The sequence below is a fragment of the Streptacidiphilus melanogenes genome, assembly GCF_000787835.1.
GTDB lineage: Bacteria > Actinomycetota > Actinomycetes > Streptomycetales > Streptomycetaceae > Streptacidiphilus > Streptacidiphilus melanogenes.
On record NZ_BBPP01000003.1, the window covers coordinates 324,206 to 341,453 of the forward strand.

A 17,248-nucleotide genomic window follows, 5' to 3' on the forward strand; every position below is an offset into this window, starting at 1 on the left:
GTCATTCCAGCAGCACGACGTCGAGGGTGCGGGGGCCGTGGACGCCCTCCACCCGGTCGAGTTCGATGTCGCTGGTCGCGGACGGCCCGGAGATCCAGGTGAGCGGGCGGGCCGGGTCGAGCCGGGGAAGGGCCTGAGGCAGGGACGCGACGACCTGGTCGGCGGTGCGGACGACGCAGATGTGGTGGTCGGGGACGAGGGTGAGAGCGCGGCGTCCCTGGCCCGGGCCGGCGTCGAGGACGAGGGTGCCGGTCTCGGCGACGGCCAGGCGGCAGGTGGTGACGACACTGTCGATCCCGTCGAGTTCACGCGCCGTCAGCGGCGGCTCGTCCGGGTGTTGCCGCACCTCGCCCGTCTCGGCGAGCCAGCCGTGCGGCAGGCCCGGCGGCACGGCGACGCTACGGGAGCCGTGCTCGGCCAGCAGCCGGGCGAGGAGGGCCGGGAGCGCGGCCTCGGTGCAGCGGTGCACGTGGGCGCGGTAGTCGGCGAGGTTTTCGGCCAGCAGATCGATGACGGCGACGTGCTCGTCCGGGACATGCGCAGCAGGGACATGCCGGCCCGCCGGGACATGCCCGGTCGACGCGTCTGCGCCCGGGACGTGTCCGACTGGGACGTCTGCGCCCGGGACGTGTCCGACTGGGACGTCTGCGCCCGGGACGTGTCCGACCGGGACGTCTGCGCCCGGGACGTGGGCGGTGCGGTAGTCGCGCACGACCGGATCCGGCTCGGGCGCGTCGGCGAGCGCGGCACGGATACGGGCGAGGACGGCGTCGCGGCTGCTCACTCTGCGGGCTCCTGACGGGTCGTGCGGTGCTGCTTCCACCAGGCGCGAAAGGGCGCGGCAGGCAGCTCGGGCAGGTCGCGGCTGTCGGTCCAGGCCTTGGCCGGGCGAAGCGGCAGAGTGCGGGGGTGCACGGCGCGGGTGGCGGAGGCCGCGCGCTCGGCGGCGGCCAGCGCGGCGGGGTGGTCGAAGAGCCATGCTGCCGCCTTCATCGCGGCCCGCTCCGCGCCGTGGCCGGGCTGGGCTGCGACCTGTTCGCGCAGGTGGACGAGGACCTCGGGGATGTCGATGGCGACGGGGCAGACGTCGTAGCAGGCCCCGCACAGCGACGAGGCGAACGGGAGCGAGGCGTCGACCTCGCTGGTGGTGCCGCGCAGTTGGGGCATGAGCACGGCGCCGATGGGCCCGGGGTAGGGGGACCCGTAGGCGTGGCCACCGGCCCGTTCGTAGACGGGGCAGACGTTGAGGCACGCGGAGCAGCGGATGCAGCGCAGCACCTGCCGTCCCACCTCGTCGGCGAGCGTGGCGGTGCGGCCGTTGTCGAGCAGCACGAGATGGAAGTCGCGGGGCCCGTCGCCCGCCGTGGTGCCCGTCCACATCGTGGTGTAGGGGTTCATCCGCTCGGCCGTCGAGGAGCGGGGGAGGAGCTGCAGGAACACCTCCAGGTCCTGCCAGCTGGGCAGGACCTTCTCGATGCCGACCACGGAGATCAGGGTCTCGGGGAGGGTGAGGCACATCCGGCCGTTGCCCTCGGACTCGACCACCACCAGCGTTCCGGTCTCGGCGATCATGAAGTTGGCGCCGGAGACGCCCACTTTGGCGCGCAGGAACTTCTCCCGCAGGTGCAGCCGGGCCGCCTCCGCCAGATCGGCCGGGCGGTCGGTCAGCCCCTCCGGCGCCGGGCGGCCCCAGCGACCCATCTGCGCACGGAAGATGTCCCGGATCTCGCCGCGGTTGCGGTGGATCGCGGGGACCAGGATGTGGGAGGGCAGGTCGTCGCCGAGCTGGACGATGAGCTCGGCCAGGTCGGTCTCGTAGGCGTTGACGCCCTCCGCCGCGAGGGCCTCGTTGAGGCCGATCTCCTGCGTGGCCATCGACTTGACCTTGACGACCTCGGTCTCGCCCGTGGCGTGCACCAGCGACGCGACGATCCGGTTGGCCTCGGCGGCGTCGGCGGCCCAGTGGACGGTGCCGCCGGCCGCGGTGACGCGGTCCTCCAACTGGAGCAGGTAGGTGTCCAGATGCCGCAGGGTGTGGTCCTTGATGCGCTTGCCCGCCTCCCGCAGGAGCGCCCAGTCGTCCAGCTCGCCCACCGCGCGGGCGCGTTTGTCGCGGATGGTGTGGGTGGCGTGGCGCAGGTTCGCGCGTAGCCGCTCGTCCTTGGTGGACGCCTTCGCCTCCACGGGGAAGGCGGGCATGCCGAGGTAGGTGCGGCCGCTCATGCCACGCTCCAGGGGTCGGCCTCGGTGGGGGCGAGGATCTCGGCGAGGTGCACGGTCCGCAAGGGCGCGTCCCCGCGGCCCCGGCTCTGCCGTCGCAGCATGCCGTCCAGGTGCAGCAGGCAGGAGTTGTCCGCGCCGCACAGCACCTCGGCGCCGGTGGAGCGGGCGTGGGCGATCTTGTCGGCGCCCATGGCGGTGGACACGTCGGGGTTCTTGACCGCGAAGGTGCCGCCGAAGCCGCAGCACTCCTCCGCGCCCGGCAGCTCGACCAGCTCCAGGCCCTCGACCGCCCGCAGCAGCGCCAGTGGGCGGGTGCCCAGCCCCAGCACGCGCAAGCCGTGGCAGGACGGGTGGTAGGTCACCGTGTGCGGGAAGTACGCGCCCACGTCCGTCACGCCGAGCACATCGACGAGGAACTCCGTCAGTTCCAGCACCCGCGGCGTCAGGGAGGCCGCCGCGGCCGCCAACTCCTCACCGCGGCCCTCCGCGCGGGCCTTCGCGCCGATGCGTGGGTAGTTGTCGCGGACCATCGCCACGCAGGAGCCGGACGGTGTCACCACGTACTCGTAGCCGTCGAACGCCCGAGCCATGCGCCGCACCAGCGGTTCCGCCTGCCGCCGGTAACCGGTGTTGTACTGCGGCTGCCCACAGCAGCTCTGCTGTTCGGGGAAGTCCACCTCCACGCCCAGCCGTTGCAGCAGCCGCACGGTCGCGATCGCGGCGCGGGGCAGCACGGCGTCGTTGACGCACGTGGCGAACAAGGCGACTCGCACGGCGGCGGTCCTCCTGACGGTCTCTCGGTCGAGGGCGGCACTCACGTCAGCCCCAGCCGGGCGGCGGCAGCCTGCCAGGGTTTCGGTGACCCGCTGGGATCGTAACGACGCAGCGGCTGCGTGTCCGCGACGAGCCGACGCAGATCCTGACGGGATTCGAGGACGCCGTGCGCGCGGGCCTGGACCAGGATGTTCCCGAGCGCCGTGGCCTCCACCGGCCCGGCCACCACCGGCAGGCCCAGCGCGTCGGCGGTCAGCCGGCACAGCAGCCCGTTGCGGGCGCCGCCGCCGACCAGGTGCACCGTGCGGAGCTCCCGGCCGGTCAGTTCCGCGGCCTCGGTGAGGGTGCGGGCGTGGGCCAGCGCCAGCGCCTCCAGGATGGTGCGGACCACCGACCCGCGTGACCGCGGCGGCTGCTGACCGGTGCGGCGGCAGAAGGCGGCGATCCGGGCGGGCATGTCCCCGGGAGCGGCGAAGTCCGGGGCGTCCGGGTCGATCACGGCGGCGAACGCGGGCGCGGCCTCTGCCTGGGCGACCAGGTCCGTGTGGTCGGCGTGCGCCGCAGTCCCGTCCTCGCGGACCCAGGCACGTCGGCACTCCTCCAGCAGCCACATGCCCATGATGTTGCGCAGGAAGCGGATCGTGCCGTCGACGCCCCGCTCGTTCGTGAAGTTCGCACGCCGAGCCGCTTCGGTCAGCACCGGCCGCTCCAGCTCCAGGCCGGCCAGCGACCAGGTGCCGCAGGAGATGTAGGCGACGGTCCCGTCCAGGGCGGGGACGGCGGCGACGGCCGAGGCGGTGTCGTGCGAGGCGACCGCAGTCACCGGCAGCCGCCCGCCGGACAGCCCGATCTCCGTCAGGACGTGCGGCAGCAGCTCCCCGGCGGACGAGCCCGGTGGGCGCAACGGCGGCAGCAGCGACGGGGCCAGGCCCAGCGCCCCGGTGAGGCGCCGCGACCAGTCGCCCGCGCGGGCGTCGAAGAGGCCGGTGGTCGACGCGTTGGTGGCCTCTGCACCGATGCTGCCGGTGAGCCAGTAGGTGAGCAGGTCCGGCAGGAGCAGCAGATGCCGGGCGCGGGCCAGGGCGGCGCTCTCCCGGGCGGCGGCGAGCTGGAAGACGGTGTTGAACGGAAGGTGCTGCAGCCCCGTGACCCGGTACAGCTCCGCCGCGTCGACGTGCCGCCACACCGCCTCGGCGGCGCCCTCGGTGCGGCGGTCGCGATAGTGGAACGGGGCGCCGACCAGCGTGCCGTCGGCGTCCAGAAGCCCGTAGTCGACGGCCCAGGAGTCGATGCCCACCGACGCCAGGGGTGTCCCGCGCGGCGTCAGCGTGGCCTGCCGCAGCGCCGCCTGCCGCAGCCCCGCCAGGACCTCCCGGTACAGGCCGAGCACGTCCCAGTGCAGCCCGTCGGGCAGCAGTACCGGGGTGTTCGGGAACCGGTGCACCACCTCGTGGGTGAGGCTTTCGCGGGTGACATGACCGACGACCACGCGGCCGCTGGTGGCGCCCAGGTCCACGGCGGCGAACGCGCTCGGCGGCGTCGGGGTCCCGCCCGGGAGCGGGCCTGGGGCGGTGGAGGACACGGCGATCACCTCGAAAGGAGCAGCGGCAGGATGAGGTGGGGTCAGCGCAGGAACGCCGCGGCGACGCCCGCGTCGACGGGGATGTGGAGGCCGGTGGTGTGGGTAAGGTCGCCGCCGGTCAGCGCGAACACGGCGTTCGCGACATGCTCGGGCAGCACCTCGCGGCCCAGCAGGGTGCGCCGGGCGTAGAACGCGCCGAGCTCGCTCTCGTCGATCCCGTACGTCGCCGCGCGCTGGGCGCCCCACCCGCCCGCGAAGATGCCCGAGCCGCGCACCACACCGTCCGGGTTGACGCCGTTGACGCGGATACCGTGCTCGCCCAACTCGGCCGCCAGCAAACGAACCTGGTGGGCCTGGTCGGCCTTGGCGGCCGAGTAGGCCACGTTGTTCGGCCCGGCGAAGACCGCGTTCTTGGAGGCGACGAAGACGATGTCCCCGCCGAGCCCCTGCTCGATCATGATCCGGGCGGCCTCGCGGGAGACGAGGAAGGAGCCGCGGGCCATGACGGCGTGCTGCAGGTCCCAGTCGCGAGCCGTGGTCTCCAGCAAGGGCTTGGAGATGGAAAGCCCGGCGTTGTTGACGACCAGGTCCACCCCGCCGAAGGCCAGCAGGGCCTGCGCGAACGCGTCGGCGATCTGCGCCTCGTCGGTGACGTCGACGGTGACCGCCACCGCCTTGTCGGGGCCGCCGAGCTCCTCGGCGACCGCCGCCGCGCTGTCGGCGTTCACATCGGCGACGACCACGCAGGCGCCCTCGGCGACGAGCCGGTGAGCCACGGCCCTGCCGATCCCTGAGCCGGCCCCCGTCACCAGGGCCACGCGCGTGGCCAGCGGCGCAGGCCCCGGCATCCGCCGCAGCTTGGCCTCCTCCAGCGCCCAGTACTCGATGCGGAACTTCTCCGCCTCCTCGATCGGCGCATACGTGGACACCGCCTCGGCCCCCCGCATCACGCCCACGGCGTTGACGTAGAACTCGCCCGCCACCCGGGCGGTCTGCTTGTCCCGGCCGAAGGAGAACATGCCCACCCCGGGAACCAGCACGACGGCCGGGTCAGCGCCACGCATCGCGGGGGAGTCGGCCGTGGCGTGGCGGTGGTAGTAGGCGGCGTACTCCGCGCGGTAGTCGGCATGCAGCTCCCGCAGGCGGGCAGCGACCTCGTCGAGGGGAGCCGTCGGCGGCAGGTCGAGCACCATCGGACGGACCTTGGTGCGCAGGAAGTGGTCCGGGCAGGAAGTCCCGAGCGCCGCCAGGCGCGGATGCTCCACACGGGCCAGGAAGTCCAACACGGCCTCGGAGTCGGTGAAGTGGCCGACCACCGGCTGATCGGTGGACGCCAGCCGCCGCAGCAGCGGGGCGAGTGCGGCGGCCCGCTCCCTGCGTGCGGCCTCCGGCAGCGGCCCGTAGCCCGCCAGCAGCGGGCCGAACGGCTCCGGCCTGCCACGTTCGGCCAGGAACGCCTCGGCGGTGCGGATGATCTCCAGTGAGCGGGCCTCGGCCTCCTCGCTCGTCCCGCCCCAGGCGGTGATGCCGTGACCGCCGAGGACGCAGCCGATCGCCTGCGGGTTCTCCCGCGCGATCGCGGCGATGTCCAGGCCCAGCTGGAACCCGGGGCGCCGCCACGGCACCCACACCACCCGCTCGCCGAAGCACTCGGCCGTCAGCTTCGGCCCGTCGGCGGCGGTGGCCAGGGCGATGCCGGAGTCCGGGTGCAGGTGGTCCACATGGGCGGCGTCGACCAGAGCGTGCATGGCGGTGTCGATGGACGGCGCGGCGCCGCCGCGCCCGTGCAGGCAGAAGTCGAACGCGGCCACCATCTCGTCCTCGCGGTCGACCCCCGGGTACACCCCGGCCAGCGCGCGCAGCCGGTCCAGGCGCAGCGCGGCCAGGCCGTCCGCGGCCAGCGTGCCGAGGTCGCCCCCGGATCCCTTGACCCAGACCAGCTCGACGACCTGACCCGTGGCCGGATCGCGGTCGGTGCCCTTCGCGGAGGTGTTGCCGCCCGCGTAGTTGGTGTTGCGCGGATCCGCACCCAGACGGTGGGAGCGCGCCAGCAGAGCCTCGACGGTGGGGTGGTGTGTCATCGTGTCCGTCCTCGGGGGAGAAGTCGGTCAGGCCGGGCCCTGGGGGCGTTCCTCGGCCGCAGGTTGGGGAGGGAATCCTCGAAGAGGGCCCTAAGCGCCCCAGCCGGCCTGGAGGCCGCCGACCCGTTCGGCGGTGATCCGCTCCTGCCGTCCGGAGCGCCGGTACGCGGCGACCGGATCCGGGGCGAGCCCCCGCTCCTCGCGGAGCTCGCGCAGCAGCGGGCGGACGTCCGTGTGGTAGGCGTCCATCAGCACCGCGTTGGCGGCCAGCACGTCGCCCTCGAGCTGGGCGGCGCGCAACGCGTCGAGGTCCACCAGCAGCGCCTTGGCGGTGGCCTCCTGCACGTTCATCACCGAGCGTATGACGGCGGGGATCTTGGCCTCGATGTTGTGGCACTGGTCGAGCATGAAGGCGACCTGTCGGTCGGGCCGGAAGCCGTCGTTCTTGGCCACCTCGTGCAGGATCCGGAACAGCTGGAACGGGTCGGCCGAGCCGGCCATCAGGTCGTCGTCGGCGTAGAAGCGGGAGTTGAAGTCGAACGCGCCGAGCCGGTCCTCGCGCAGCAGGAACGCCACGATGAACTCGATGTTGGTGCCGGGTGCGTGGTGGCCGGTGTCGACCACGACTCTGGCCTTGGGACCGAGCCGCAGGCAGTGGGCGTAGGAGGTGCCCCAGTCCGGGACGTCGGTGGTGTAGAAGGCCGGCTCGAAGAGCTTGTACTCCAGCACCATCCGCTGGTCGTCGCCGAGCCGGGCGTACACCTCGGCCAGGGCCTCGCCGAGCCGGTCCTGGCGGGCGGTGATGTCGTCCTGGCCGGGGTAGTTGGTGCCGTCGGCGAACCAGAGCTTGAGATCGCGTGAGCCGGTGGCGTCCATGATGTCGACGCATGCGAGCAGGTGGGCCAGCGCCTTGCGGCGGACGGCCCGGTCGGGGTGGCAGACGCTGCCGATCCGGTAGTCGTCGTCCTGGAAGGTGTTGGAGTTGACCGCGCCGAGCTCCAGGCCGCGGTCCTCGGCGTACCTGCGCAGTGCGGCGTAGTCGTCCACCGCGTCCCAGGGGATGTGCACCGAGACCCTCGGCGCGACCCCGGTGAAGGCGTGCACCGCGGCGGCGTCGTCGAGCTTCTCGAACGCGTCGCGGGGGACCCCGGGCTGCGCGAAGACCTTGAAGCGCGTGCCCGAGTTGCCGTAGCCCCAGGACGGGGTCTCGATCACCTGGGTCCTGAGTACGGCCTTCACCGCGGACAGGTCGGTCACGGCAGCCCCCTTCCGGTCGCTAAAAACGATTCAACCTGGCTGCGGTGACGATAGGCAGGACGAGTCGGGCCGGTCAAGAGCCGAGCGGGAGGCTGTGGACAACTACCCCTGTCCACACTTCGGTGCGCGGTCTATTGACGTTCCGAAGCCTCCCGGTCTAACGTCCCGGCAATCGGGTTGAAACAATTCATCCGGCCGGTGGCAGTGCCCGGCGAGCCTAGGAGCGACCTCGATGACCCACTCAGAGCCGGACGGTGTGCCGGTGCTCGCCCTCGAGGGGGTGAGCAGATCCTTCGGCGCGGTCCGCGCCCTCCAGGACGTGTCAGTGCGGCTGTTCCCCGGTGAGGCGCACGCCCTCGCGGGGGAGAACGGCGCGGGCAAGTCGACGCTGATCAAGACCCTGGCCGGGGTGCACCGGCCCGACAAAGGCCGGGTGCTCCTGGACGGCCGGCCGGTGGTGTTCCACGGCCCCGCCGACGCGAGGGACGCCGGGGTGGCGGTCATCTACCAGGAGCCCACGCTCTTCCCCGACCTCTCCGTCGCGGAGAACCTCTTCATGGGCCGTCAGCCGCGCCGCTCGCTCGGCCGGGTGGACCACGCCGCGGTCCGCTCGGCGACGGCGCGCCTGTTCCAGCAGCTCGGCGTGGACCTCGACCCCGACCGGCCCGCCCGCGGCCTGTCCATCGCCGACCAGCAGCTGGTGGAGATCGCCAAGGCGCTCTCCTTCGACGCCCGTGTGCTGATCATGGACGAGCCGACCGCGGCCCTCACCGGCAGCGAGGTGGCCCGGCTGTTCCGGGTGGTGCGGACCTTGCTGGAACGCGGCGCCGCGGTGCTGTTCATCTCGCACCGCCTGGAGGAGGTCTTCGCCCTGTGCCAAAGGGTCACCACCCTGCGGGACGGGCGCCTGGTCTCGAGCGAACCCGTTGCCGGGCTCACCGAGGACGGCCTGGTGCGCCGCATGGTCGGCCGCGACCTCGACGAGCTCTACCCCAAACAGCCGGCCGAGCTCGGCGAGGTGGCCCTGAGCGTGCGGCGGCTGACCCGCGAGGGCGTCTTCACCGATGTCTCCTTCGACGTGCGCGCCGGGGAGATCGTGGGGCTGGCCGGCCTGGTCGGCGCCGGTCGCAGCGAGGTCGCCCGCGCGGTCTTCGGCGTCGACCGCTGGGACGCGGGCGAGGTCCTGGTCGACGGCGTCGCGCTGACCCGTGGGGCGCCCAGCAAGGCCATCGCCGCAGGCATGGCCCTGGTGCCCGAGGACCGTCGGGCCCAGGGCCTGGTCATGGAGATGTCCATCGCCCGCAACATCGGCCTCACCGGCCTGAGGGCGACCACGACCGCCGGACTGATGAACCGGGGCGCCGAACGCGACCGCGCCCTGGACTGGGCGGTCAGGCTGCAGGTCAAGTTCGCCCGGCTCGCCGACACCGTCGGCACGCTGTCCGGCGGCAACCAGCAGAAGGTCGTGCTGGCCAAGTGGCTCGCCACCGGCCCGCGCGTGCTGATCGTCGACGAGCCCACCCGCGGCATCGACGTGGGCACCAAGGCGGAGGTGCACCGGCTGCTGTCCCACCTGGCCGGCCAGGGCGTCGCCGTCCTGATGATCTCCTCCGACCTGCCCGAGATCCTCGGCATGGCCGACCGGGTGCTGGTCATGCACGAGGGCCGGATCACCGCCGAGATCCCCCGCGCCGAGGCCACCGAGGAGACGGTCATGACCGCCGCCACCGGCCGGGAGAGGAGCGCGGCATGACCACCGCCCTCGGTGGCTCCGCCCAGCAGGACGCGCCCGCCGGTTCCGGCCGGGCCGGTCTGCTCGACCAGGTGCTGAAGATCCGCGAACTCGCCATCGGCGCCGTCCTGGTGCTGATGCTCGCCGCCACCGAGCTGGACAACGGCTCCTTCCTCTCCGTCCAGGGGATCAAGGACCTGCTGCTCAACGCGAGCATCCTGGTCCTGGTCGCGACGGGACAGGCGCTCGTCGTCATCACCCGCAACGTCGACCTGTCCGTCGGCTCCGTCCTCGGCATCACCGCCTTCGCGGCCGGTGACATCCTGCAAGGCGGCGGGAACCCCGTCCTGGCGGTGCTCGCCGCGGTCGGTCTCGGCATCGCCTTCGGGCTGCTCAACGGCCTGCTGGTGAGCATCGGTCAGGTGCCCGCCCTGGTCGTCACCCTGGGCACGCTCTACATCGTCCGCGGCGTCGACTCCCTCTGGGTCGGCTCCCGCGAGATCACCGCCAACAACCTCCCTGCGTCCTACTCCGGGTTCGGCCACGACGGCCTGTGGGCGATTCCCTACCTCGGGTTGCTAGCGGCGGCCGTGCTCGTCGTGGCCGCCCTCTACCTGCGCCACTACCGCAGCGGCCGGGAGCTGTACGCGCTCGGCTCCAGCCCCGAGGCAGCCCGCCTGGCCGGCGTCCCGATCCGGCGACGCGTGCTCACCGCCTACCTCCTGTGCGGCGCCCTCGCGGGCCTGGCCGGAGCCCTCTACCTGGCACGGTTCGGCAACGTCGACTCCGGCACCGGCACCGGCTACGAGCTCACCGTGGTCAGCGCGGTGGTCGTCGGCGGCGTCGCCTTCACCGGCGGCTCCGGCAGCGTCCACGGCGCGGCGCTGGGAGCCCTGCTGCTCACCTCCATCAACAGCGTGCTGCCCGCCATCGGCGTCAGCTCCGTCTGGGTCCTCGCCATCGACGGCGTCCTGCTGCTCGCGGCGATCACCGTGGACCGGCTGACGGCGCTGCGGGTGGCCCGGCTCCTGCGCAACCGCGCAGCAGCGACAAGGAGCCTGCGCGACCACCCCGCACAGACAAGGAGCCTGCGCCATGGCTGACCTGACGGGCGCCGACCTGACCGCAGCGAAGGCGCAGGACGACGTCGCGGCCCCGCCCTCCGCCACGCGGCGCGGCGGCGCGGCCGGCCTCGTGCGCTGGGACACCGTCGTCGGCGCGCTGCTCGCCATCCTGCTGCTGTGCTCCTTCGGCTTTGTCGGCGACTTCGGCCACACGCTCAACCTGTCGTTCCTCATCGGCAACACCCTGCCCATGGCCCTGATTGCGCTCCCGATGACGATGCTGGTGGCCGCGGGGGAGATCGACCTGTCCGTCGGCTCCGTGGCCGGCCTGTCCGGCGCCGTGATGGGCTCCCTGTGGAACGCCGGGATGGCCATTGAGACGATCATCCCCCTGTGCCTGCTGCTCGGCCTGGTCTGCGGGCTGGTCAACGGCCTACTGGTGACGCGCCTCGGACTGCCGTCCCTGGCGGTCACCATCGGCACCATGGCCGCCTACCGCGGCATCGCGCAGATCGTGCTCGGCTCGAACTCCGTCACCGACTTCCTGCAGCCGTACCTCGACTTCGGGTCCGGCCGGATCCCGGGGACGTTCCTGCCCTACGCGGCCATACCCTGGGCCGTGCTGGCCGTCATCGCGGTGCTGGTCCTGCACGCCACCGGCGTCGGGCGTTCGCTGTTCGCCGTCGGCGCCTCCGCGGAGGCCGCCTGGTTCGCCGGTATCCGCGTCAAGCGCCTGCGGCTGTCCATGTTCGCCGCGACCGGTGTGGTCTCCGCCCTCACCGGCGTGTTCTGGGTGCTGCACTACGCCAGCGCCCGATACGACAACGCCACCGGGCTCGAACTGTCCGTCATCGCGGCCGTCCTTCTTGGCGGCGTCGACTTCGACGGCGGCAAGGGCACCCTCGGCGGTGCGATCGCCGGGGTGTTCCTGCTCGGCACCCTGCAGAACACGATGAGCCTGGTCGACGTCTCGGCGCAGTCCCAGACCGTGGTCACCGGAGTCCTGCTGGTGGTCTCCGTCCTCGGCCCCCGGGCGGGCCGCCAGCTCGCCCGGACGGTGGCCAGGCGTCGCAGCGCCGGCTCCGGGAACGCACCCGTGACCTCCGGCTGACCAACCGTCGGCCCGCGCCCCCACCTCGTCACCGGCGTCACCTCGCGTCCTCGCCCTCTTCGCGTCGCCTCCTCGCGTCCTCGTGTCCTCGTGTCCTCGCCTCCTCGCTCCTCGTCACCTTCGTCACCCTCGAGACAAGGAACCCTCATGTCCCGCCTGCCCTTCGCGCACCGGCCCGCCAGACACCCCCTCGGCCGCGTCGCCACGGCGCTCGCACTGACCGCCGCCGTCGCCGTGACCGCGTCCGCCTGCGGCGGCACCACCAAGAGCTCGACCGACGCGGCCGGGGGCCAGACCGCCGCGACCGGCGCCGCGAACCCGAACGCCGCCACCAAGACCGGGCTCAAGGTCGCCTTCCTGCCCAAGCAGGTCAACAACCCCTACTTCACCATCGCCGACAACGGCGGCAAGAAAGCCCTGGACGCGCTCGGCGAGACCTACAAGGAGGTCGGCACCAGCAGCGGCACCGACACCGCAGGCCAGGTCTCCTACGTCAACACCCTGACCCAGCAGCAGATGAACGCCATCGCCGTCTCCGCCCAGGACCCGGGCGCCCTGTGCACCGCGCTCAAGCAGGCCATGAGCAGCGGCGTCAAAGTCGTCACCTACGACTCCGACACCGACCCCGGCTGCCGGCAGCTGTTCGTCTCCCAGGCCAGTTCGGAGGCCCTGGGCCGCAGCGAGGTCCAGCTCATCGCCAAGGAGATCGGCTACACCGGCGACATCGCGATCCTGTCCGCCGCCCAGACAGCCACCAACCAGAACACCTGGATCGGCTACATGAAGGACGAGCTGAAGAAGCCCGCCTACAAGAACATGAAGCTGGTCACCGTCGCCTACGGCAACGACGACGCGCAGACCTCGTTCCAGCAGACCCAGGGGCTGCTCCAGCAGTACCCGGGCCTGAAGGGGATCATCTCCCCGACCACCGTCGGCATCAAGGCCGCCGCCCAGTACCTGTCCGGCTCCCAGTACAAGGGCAAGGTCCAGCTCACCGGCCTCGGCACCCCGAACGACATGCGCGCCTACGTCAAGGACGGCACCGTCAGCGCCTTCGAGCTGTGGGACCCGGCCAAGCTCGGCGAACTCGCCGCCTACGCCGCCACAGCGCTCGCCTCCGGCCAGATCACCGGAGCCCAGGGCCAGAGCTTCAAGGCCGGCGACCTCGGCAGCTTCACCATCGGCGCGAACGGCGTCGTCCTGCTCGGCGACCCCACCGTCTTCAACGCCTCCAACATCGACCAGTTCGACTTCTGACCGCCCCGAGCACCGGTCCCCGGGTGCCCTCCCCGGCCGCCCGGGAACCGGCCCACCCGATCCGACGCGGGTGCGGGCCTGGCCGCGACCGAGGTGAACCTGCGCCGGCAGACGGGCATGGGAGACTTCTTCGAGCACCCCACCCGATCCGACCGGCCCGAACGAAAGGAACGCAGCCGAACGTGGCACGCACGGTAGGCATCAAGGACGTCGCCCGCACGGCGGGAGTCTCGGTCGGAACGGTCTCCAACGTCATCAACCGCCCCGATCTGGTCTCCGCCGACACCAGGTTGCGCGTCGAGGCCGCCATCACCAACCTCGGCTACGTCCGCAGCGAGTCCGCCCGGCAATTGCGCGCCGGTCGCAGCCGGGTGCTGGCACTGCTCGTCCTCGACATGGGCAACCCGTTCTTCGTCGACATCGCCCGTGGCGCGGAGAAGGTCGCCCGTGAGAACGGCCTGATGGTCATGGTCTGCAACAGCGGCCAGGACCAGGCGGAGGAGGACGAGTACCTGGCCCACTTCACCCAGCAGCAGGTCCTCGGCGTGCTGCTGTCCCCGGTGGACAGCGCGCGCACCGACACCGCGACCCTGCAGCGCGCAGGCATCCCCGTCGTCCTCGTCGACCGCGGGGCCGAGATCGAGGAGTCCTGCTCGGTCTCCGTCGACGACGTCCTCGGCGGCGCCCTGGCCGTGCGGCACCTGATCGAGTCCGGCAACGAACGCATCGTCTTCGTCGGCGGGCCGCCGTCGTTGCAGCAGGTCCGCAACCGGCTCACCGGCGCGCGCCAGGCCGTCGCCGACGCGGGCCTGCCGCCCGAGGCGCTGACGGTCGTCGAGACCCAGCGCCTCGACATCGCCGCGGGCCGCGACGCGGGCCAGCGCCTGCTCGGCGTCGCGGCACGCCCCACCGGCGTGTTCTGCGCCAACGACCTGCTGGCGCTGGGCGTCCTGCAGTCCCTGTTCGCGATGGGCGTGCGGGTGCCCGACGACATTGCGCTCGTCGGCTACGACGACATCGAATTCGCCGGCGCGGCCGCGGTGCCGATCACCTCCGTGCGGCAGCCGGCCTACCGGATCGGTCGAACCTCGGCGGAGCTGCTGATCGCCGAGTCCCTCGCCGACCCGGCCGAGCACGAGCACCAACGCATCGTCTACCAGCCCGAACTGGTGGTCCGTGCCTCCTCGATGCGGCGTCACGCCTCCGCGCGGTGAGTGTCCGTCGGCTGCTGGCCGGCGGAGGGTGCTTCGGTGGCGGGCGTTCCGACGGCGGGTGCGCCGGTGGCCAGGCGGCGTAGCTGGAGGCCGATGACCATGGCGACCAGCGGCGCGGCCAGCCGTTCGGCGTCCTTGACGCCGAGGGCGCCCAGCAGGGAGGCGGCCAACTGGTCGTAGGCGCCGAAGCACTCGTCCGCGGCGGCACGCAGCTCCGGGTCGCGGCCGGCCTGGAGGTAGAGCTCGTAGGGCGCGATGTCGGTGTTGCCGGCCGTGCTTGTGCTCGTGGTCGCGGCGACGTGGTCGAGGACCCCGGCCAGGTCGGTGAGGTCGGTCAGGTCGACCGGCGCGTCGCAGGGGGAGACGGCCAGCTCGGCGAAGCGTCGGGTTTCCTCCGCGACGAACAGCCGCAGGCTCTCGCGCAGCAGGTCGCGTTGGGTGGCGAAGTGGTAGGTGACCGAACCCAGGGAGACGCCGGCCTCTTCCGCGATCCGCCGGTTGGTGATCTGGGCGATGCCCTCGTCGGCGATGATCTGCAAGGTGGCGCGGACGATGCGCTCACGGACGGAAGGAGGCTTTGGCACCCTGCCATCATTCCATGCGCTCCCCGCGCGGATCGTCGCAGGTCGTCGCGGCCTGTGCGGTCAGTGTGGTCGGAGCGGGGCGGCGGTCGTGCCAGCGCAGCTCGGTCTCCAGCTGCGCGGCCAGCGAGACCAGCAGCGGCTCACTGCAGGCGGGGCCGAGCAGTTGGCAGCCGATGGGCAGTCCGGCGGCGGTGAAGCCGGCCGGGATGCTGACGGCGGGCCAGCCCAGCACGTTCCACGGCCAGGCGTAGGGGCAGCCGGTCAGCATGGCCCGGTCCAGCGCGGCCGATCCCATCGCGTCGGTCGCGCCGACGAGCGGCGGTGGGGTGGCGGTGGTCGGGGTCAGCACAACGTCGAACGCGTCGAAGACGCGCCCCACGCGCCGCTGCAACCACGGCTCGGCCGCCCGGGCGGCGCGCAGCACGGGGCCGCCGAGCAGGGCGCCGGTGCGGATGTTGGCGCGGGTGCGCGGATCCAGCAGCCGGGCGTCCGGCACCCGCCGCGACCAGGCACGGATGCCCGCCATGGCGCGCGGAAGCTGGGTGAAGCCGATCGGACCGTAGGCGAGTCGGACGGTGTCGAGGCGGTGCCCGAGCGCGGCGAGGGTGTCGGCCAGGGCGACGGTGGCCCGCTCGACCTGCGGGTCGAGGGCGCGCGGGTAGATCGCGAACGCGGTGTCCAGCGCCAGGCCGATGCGCAGCCGGCCCGGCTCGCGGCCCACCGCCGTGCCGAGCGGCTCGAACAGCGGCCGGTGGCGGTCGACGCTGTGGCTGCCCGCTGCCGCGTCGAGCAGCAGGGCGGCGTCGGCGACCGTCCGGGCCAGCGGCCCGGAGACGGTCAGGCCGTGGAAGGACTCCGGCTCCGGGTGGGCCGAGATGCGGCCGCGCTGCGGCTTGATGCCGACCAGGTTGGTCCACGAAGCCGGGATGCGGACGGACCCGGCGCCGTCCGAGCCGAGTGCCGCCGGAACCAGCCCGGCGGCGACGGCGGCTGCCGCGCCGCCGGAGGAGCCACCGGGAGTGTGGCCCAGGTTCCACGGGTTGCGGGTGGCTCCGAAGGCTCGGCCCTCGGTGAAGCCCCACTGGCCGATCTCCGGCGTGTTGGTCTTGCCGACGATCACCGCCCCGGCGGCGCGCAGCCGACGGACGGATTCGCTGTCGGTCCGCGCGGCGGGGAAGTCGCCGGCACAGCCGAAGGCGGTGGGCTCGCCTGCGACGTCGGTGTCGTCCTTGACGGCGATCGGCACGCCCAGCAGCGGCAGCCGCTCGCCTGCGGCCAGTCGGCGGTCCGCCTCGTCCGCCTCGGCGAGTGCGGCCTCGGCGCGGACCCTCCGGAACGCGTTCAGCGTGCCCTGCGTCGCGGCGATGCGGGCCAGGGCCGCCTCGACCAGGGCGCGTGAGGTGCACTCGCCCCCGGCCAGCGCGGACGCGGACTCGACGAGTCCCCTCTCGGACGGTGCGCCGGACGTCATGGCGTGGTGGCTCCTCTCCGCTACTGTTCGTTCGAACGAACAGTAGCGGAAAGGCGGTACCCCCGTGCAGATCCACGGAGCTCGTGTCCTGCTCACCGGAGCCAGCGGCGGCATAGGCCACACCCTCGCCCACACACTGGCCCGCCACGGTGCCAAGCTCGTCCTCACCGGCCGGCGCACGGACGCGCTGCAGGCGCTTGCGGACGCGCTCCCCTCGGCGTCGAGCCACCAGGTGCTGGCGGCCGACCTCGGCGAGCGCTCCGGCCTGGAGAAGCTGGTCGCGGAGGCCGGGGACGTGCAGATCCTCGTCGCCAACGCCGCCCTGCCCTCCAGCGGCGACGTCCTGGAGTACACGGCCGAGCAGATCGACCGCTCCCTCGACGTCAACCTGCGTGCACCGGTGCTGCTGGCCCGGCTGCTGGCACCCCGCATGGTCGAGGCCCGCCAGGGACACCTCGCGATGATCGGCTCGATCTCCGGCCGGGTGGCCTCCCCGGGCTCCTCGCTCTACAACGCCGCCAAGTTCGGCCTGCGCGGCTTCACCCTCGGCCTGCGCCAGGACCTGCACGGCTCCGGCGTCGGGGTCTCGCTCGTCCAGCCTGGCTTCGTCCGCGACGCGGGGATGTTCGCCGACACCGGCGCCACCCCTCCGCGCGGCACCGGAACGGTCACCCCGCAGCGCGTGGCCGACCAGACCGTCCGCGCGATCGAACGCAACCTGGCCGAGGTCAACGTCGCCCCGCTCGGCCTGCGCATCGGCAGCGCGGTGGGCGGCCTGTTCCCCACCCTCGCCGACACCGTCCAGCGCCGCGGGGCCGACCCGGCGACACTGCATCAGATCGCCGACGCCCAGCGTCACAAGCGCTGACGCCCGCAGGGCAGGGCGCGACCGGGCATG

14 protein-coding genes are annotated in these 17,248 nt (G+C 72.8%); 6 read left to right on the forward strand and 8 right to left on the reverse strand.

Annotated features, from left to right (window positions below):
- Position 1: 1 nt before the first annotated feature.
- From TR49_RS05345 to rhaI, 6 genes are all read right to left on the reverse strand, one after another.
- Positions 2 to 784: a LutC/YkgG family protein gene (locus tag TR49_RS05345; protein WP_236653228.1), complete on the reverse strand. Its 783-nt coding sequence runs from the start codon at positions 782 to 784 to the stop codon at positions 2 to 4.
- Positions 781 to 2,223: a lactate utilization protein B gene (locus TR49_RS05350; protein ID WP_042377610.1), complete on the reverse strand. Its 1,443-nt coding sequence runs from the start codon at positions 2,221 to 2,223 to the stop codon at positions 781 to 783. Before TR49_RS05350 ends, TR49_RS05345 begins: the two co-directional genes overlap by 4 nt.
- Entirely contained in the window at positions 2,220 to 2,996 is a 777-nt protein-coding gene (locus tag TR49_RS05355; protein WP_042377611.1) for a (Fe-S)-binding protein, read from the reverse strand. The genes TR49_RS05350 and TR49_RS05355 overlap by 4 nt, the downstream gene beginning before the upstream one ends.
- Before the next feature lie 41 nt (positions 2,997 to 3,037).
- Positions 3,038 to 4,579, reverse strand: a complete 1,542-nt coding sequence (locus tag TR49_RS05360) for a rhamnulokinase (protein ID WP_042377885.1) — start codon at positions 4,577 to 4,579, stop codon at positions 3,038 to 3,040.
- 41 nt (positions 4,580 to 4,620) lie between these two features.
- Positions 4,621 to 6,660 carry a bifunctional rhamnulose-1-phosphate aldolase/short-chain dehydrogenase gene (locus TR49_RS05365; protein WP_042377613.1) on the reverse strand — a complete coding sequence of 680 codons (2,040 nt, stop codon included), beginning with the start codon at positions 6,658 to 6,660 and terminating at the stop codon, positions 4,621 to 4,623.
- A 90-nt stretch (positions 6,661 to 6,750) separates the two neighbouring features.
- The gene (gene rhaI / locus TR49_RS05370; protein ID WP_042377615.1) at positions 6,751 to 7,917 is read right to left on the reverse strand and encodes an L-rhamnose isomerase; all 1,167 of its coding nucleotides are present in this window, start codon (positions 7,915 to 7,917) and stop codon (positions 6,751 to 6,753) included.
- Positions 7,918 to 8,149: 232 nt separating this feature from the next.
- Between rhaI and TR49_RS05375 the strand changes: the two genes are divergently transcribed.
- From TR49_RS05375 to TR49_RS05395, 5 genes are all read left to right on the forward strand, one after another.
- Positions 8,150 to 9,670 (forward strand): sugar ABC transporter ATP-binding protein, encoded by a 1,521-nt coding sequence (locus tag TR49_RS05375; protein WP_042377617.1) that lies wholly within the window; start codon positions 8,150 to 8,152, stop codon positions 9,668 to 9,670.
- Positions 9,667 to 10,752: an ABC transporter permease gene (locus TR49_RS05380; protein ID WP_042377618.1), complete on the forward strand. Its 1,086-nt coding sequence runs from the start codon at positions 9,667 to 9,669 to the stop codon at positions 10,750 to 10,752. The genes TR49_RS05375 and TR49_RS05380 overlap by 4 nt, the downstream gene beginning before the upstream one ends.
- On the forward strand, positions 10,745 to 11,824 hold the full coding sequence (locus TR49_RS05385; RefSeq protein WP_084724580.1) for an ABC transporter permease: 1,080 nt from the start codon (positions 10,745 to 10,747) through the stop codon (positions 11,822 to 11,824). Before TR49_RS05380 ends, TR49_RS05385 begins: the two co-directional genes overlap by 8 nt.
- A gap of 147 nt (positions 11,825 to 11,971) precedes the next feature.
- Complete coding sequence (gene rhaS / locus TR49_RS05390) at positions 11,972 to 13,081, forward strand: rhamnose ABC transporter substrate-binding protein (RefSeq protein WP_042377620.1); 1,110 nt, start codon at positions 11,972 to 11,974, stop codon at positions 13,079 to 13,081.
- Positions 13,082 to 13,263: 182 nt separating this feature from the next.
- Entirely contained in the window at positions 13,264 to 14,295 is a 1,032-nt protein-coding gene (locus TR49_RS05395; protein ID WP_042377622.1) for a LacI family DNA-binding transcriptional regulator, read from the forward strand.
- On the opposite strand, the gene TR49_RS05400 is transcribed toward TR49_RS05395, so the two are convergent.
- Both TR49_RS05400 and TR49_RS05405 read right to left on the reverse strand, forming a co-directional pair.
- Positions 14,277 to 14,879 carry a TetR/AcrR family transcriptional regulator gene (locus TR49_RS05400; protein ID WP_063770022.1) on the reverse strand — a complete coding sequence of 201 codons (603 nt, stop codon included), beginning with the start codon at positions 14,877 to 14,879 and terminating at the stop codon, positions 14,277 to 14,279. The two genes, TR49_RS05395 and TR49_RS05400, sit on opposite strands and share 19 nt — an antisense overlap.
- 7 nt (positions 14,880 to 14,886) lie before the next feature.
- Positions 14,887 to 16,350, reverse strand: coding sequence for an amidase (locus TR49_RS05405; protein ID WP_042377624.1), 1,464 nt, complete (start codon positions 16,348 to 16,350; stop codon positions 14,887 to 14,889).
- Between the two features lie 64 nt (positions 16,351 to 16,414).
- On the opposite strand from TR49_RS05405, the gene TR49_RS05410 reads away from it, so the two are divergent.
- Positions 16,415 to 17,218, forward strand: coding sequence for an SDR family NAD(P)-dependent oxidoreductase (locus TR49_RS05410; RefSeq protein ID WP_042377626.1), 804 nt, complete (start codon positions 16,415 to 16,417; stop codon positions 17,216 to 17,218).
- Positions 17,219 to 17,248 lie beyond the last annotated feature (30 nt).